Annotated in this window: 1 protein-coding gene; it reads left to right on the forward strand. The window is 72.6% G+C overall.

Translation table 11 applies throughout. The annotated features are described in order from the left end of the window. Nucleotides 1-3,756: SDR family NAD(P)-dependent oxidoreductase (locus LCH29_RS43590; RefSeq protein ID WP_446467224.1), on the forward strand; the 3,756-nt coding region annotated here is incomplete at both ends.

Below are 3,756 nucleotides of genomic sequence, written 5' to 3' on the forward strand. Positions count from 1 at the left end.
GTCCGCTTCGCCGACGGCATCACCACCCTCCACACCCACGGCGTCCGCCACTACCTCGAACTCGGCCCCGACGCCACCCTCACCACCATGGCCCAGGACAGCATGACCGACGACGCCGACGACGTCGCGTTCATCCCCGTCCTGCACCGTGAGCGGGACGAGCACCACACGTTCCTCACCGCCCTGGCCACCGCACACACCCACGGCGTCCACGTCGGCTGGACGCCCCTGATCGGCGAGACCAGCACACCCACCGCCCTCCCCACCTACCCCTTCCAACGCCAGCGCTTCTGGCTGGAACGGCCCAGGCCCACCGCGGGTGCCGATGGTCTGGGGCTGACGGCGACCGGCCACCCGGTGCTGACCACCTTGGCCGAACTGCCCAATGGCGGCGGACACCTCTTCACCGGCCGCGTCTCCGGATCCGACCCCGCCTGGGTGGCCGAGCACGCCATCTTCGGCGCGATGATCGTGCCCGGTGTGGCCTTCGTCGATCTCCTCCTCCACGCGGCACGCCACGTGGACTGTGACCACATCGAGGAACTCACCCACCACGTGTTCCTCGCCGTACCGGAGCGCGGCGCCCTCCAGCTGCGCGTGCTCGTCGAACCAGCGGACGACTCCGGGCGGCGCTCCCTCGCGGTCTACTCCCGGCCGGAGGACGCCCCGGCCGAGAACGAGTGGACCTGCCATGCCACGGGCGTGCTCGCGGCCCAGGAGCGGGAAGCCCCCACCACGACCGGCGTGCTCACGGACGATGTGTGGCCCCCGGCCGCCTCGACCCCGATGGACACGGAGGAGTTCTACCGGCGGGTCACCGGCGCGGGCTTCGGCTACGGACCGCTGTTCCGGGGGATGCGCGCGGCCTGGCGGGACGGGGACACCACGTACGCGGAAGTGTCCCTCCCCGCGGACGCCGATCCCGGCGCGTACGGCATCCATCCCGGTCTGCTCGACTCGGCGCTCCAGCCGGCGGCGCTCGTCGCGGGGCGCGAGGCGGCGGAGGACACCATCCGGGTGCCGTTCTCGTGGAGCGGCGTAACCCTCCACGCGACGGGGGCGAGCGCCCTGCGGATCCGTCTCATGTGGCCCACACCGGACACGGTGTCGCTGGTCATCGCGGATCAGACGGGTGCGCCGGTGATGACGATCGACGCCCTCATCATGCGGTCGGTCGGCCCCGACCAACTCGCCGCCGCGCGCGCCGCCGACGCCGGTGAGCTGTACGAGGTCGACTGGCTCGCCGTCCCCACGCCAGAGGAGGAGATACAGGGCACGGTCGAGGTCCCGCAGGACGCGGTGGCACTCCCCACGGCGCAGCGGGACGACGCCACCACCGGGCCCGAGGTGTTCGTCACGTGGTGTGTCTCCGAGACCGAAGAGAACGCCGAGAACGCCGAGAACTCCGCCGACGGCGCCGACCCGGCCCAGGCCACCCGCGCCCTCACGCATCGCGTGCTCGGCCTCGTCCAGGCCGTCGTGTCCGATGACCGGCCGGACTCCCGTCTGGTGATCCTCACCAGGGGCGCGATGTCCACCGGGACGGGCGACGAACCGACCGACCTGGCCGGAGCGGCGGTCTGGGGGCTGGTCCGCACCGCTCAGTCGGAGCACCCGGACCGGTTCACCCTGATCGACCTCGACGGCTCGGATGCCTCGCTGGGGGCCGTCCCGGCCGCGCTCGCCACGACAGAACCCCAACTCGCCGTACGCGACGGCGCGCTCTTGACCCCGCGTCTCGCCCGTGCCGCCACCGACACCGACACCGCGCCCGACACGCCCGACACCTCTCCGGCGCCGTTCGCTCCGGACAAGACGGTGCTCATCACCGGCGGCACCGGCGCCCTGGGCACGCTTCTCGCCCGCCACCTGGTCGGCACGTACGGCGTCAGGAAACTGCTGCTCATCAGCCGCAGCGGCCCGCAGGCAGGGAACACCCTCGCCGCGGAACTCGCCGAACTCGGCGCCGAGGTCACGATCGCGGCCTGCGACGCCGCCGACCGGCAGTCCCTCGAAACCCTGCTCGGGAGCCTGTCGGAGGAGCATCCGCTGGGCGCGGTGGTGCACTGCGCCGGGACACTGGACGACGGCATCGTGACGGCGCTCAGTCCTGAGCGATTCGACGGGGTGCTCCGCCCGAAGGTGGACGCCGCGTGGAATCTCCATCTGCTGACCCGGGACCTGGACCTGGACGCGTTCGTCCTGTTCTCGTCGGCGGTCGGTGTCCTCGGCTCTCCCGGGCAGGCCAACTACGCGGCCGCCAACAGCTTCCTGGACGGACTCGCCCAGCACCGCCGTGCGTGCGGGCTGCCCGCGACGTCACTCGCCTGGGGGCTGTGGGATCAGGGCGGCGGCATGGCCGGGACCCTCGATGAGCAGGACCGGGCGCGCATGAGCCGCAACGGGCTGCTGCCGATGCCCGCCGACCAGGCGCTCGCCCACTTCGACGCGGCGCTGTCGGCGGCCCCGGCGGTGGTGGTCCCGGCCAAGCTCGACCTCGCGGGCCTGCGTGCCCGCGCCACGTCAGCCCCCGTGGCGCCGATCTTCCGTGGCCTGGTCCGCACGCCCCTGCGCAGCGCGGCCCGGTCGGCCGCGGCCGGAGCGGACGCGGGCGGCCTGCGGCAGGCCCTCGCGGGTCGCCCCGAGCCCGAGCAGGACCGGATCGTGCTGGACTTCCTGCGCGGTCACGTGGCCACCGTCCTCGGACACGGCTCGCCCGACGCGATCGAGCCCGCGCACTCGTTCAAGGACCTCGGCTTCGACTCGCTCAGCTCGGTGGAGCTGCGCAACTCGCTCAACAAGGCGTCCGGGATGCGCCTCCCCTCCACCCTGCTGTTCGACTACCCCACGCCCGCGGTGCTGGCGAGCTACATCCGTGGCGAGCTGGTGGGCAGCGGGCAGGCGGAGGCGACCGGCGCTCAGGTGGCCCGGCGCACCGCCCGCACCGCACCGGCGACGACCGACACGGCCGAGCCGATCGCGATCGTGGGCATGGGGTGCCGTTTCCCCGGTGGCGCGAGCACACCGGAGGAGCTGTGGCGGCTGGTGGCCGAGGGCCGCGACGCGGTCGGTGCGTTCCCGGACAACCGCGGCTGGGACGTCGAGAACCTCTACGACCCAGACCCCGATGTGCGCGGCAAGACCTACGTCCAGAAGGGCGGCTTCCTCTATGACGCCGACCGCTTCGACCCCGAGTTCTTCGGCATCACCCCGCGCGAGGCCCTCGCGCTCGACCCCCAGCAGCGCTTCCTTCTGGAGACCGCTTGGGAGACGTTCGAGGACGCAGGGCTTCGTCCCGACACCCTGCGCGGCAGCGACACCGGTGTCTTCGCGGGAGTGGCGGCCCAGGAGTACGTCTCGCTGACCCATCACGGCGGCGAACCCGTCGAGGGCTATCTGCTGACGGGTACGACGGCGAGCGTGGCGTCCGGACGGGTGTCGTACACCTTCGGCTTCGAGGGACCGGCGGTCACCGTCGACACCGCGTGCTCCTCCTCGCTGGTGGCCCTCCACTTGGCCTGCCAGTCGCTGCGAAGTGGCGAGTGCTCCATGGCCCTGGCCGGTGGCGCGACGATCATGGCGAATGCCGGGATGTTCCTGGAGTTCAGCCGCCAGCGCGGGCTGGCGCCCGACGGCCGGGCCAAGTCCTACTCCGCAGCCGCCGACGGCACGATCTGGGCCGAGGGCGCGGGCATGGTGCTCCTCGAACGCCTCTCCGACGCCCAGGCCAACGGACACACCGTCCTGGCCGTCATC

This window comes from Streptomyces sp. BRA346 (genome assembly GCF_052851135.1).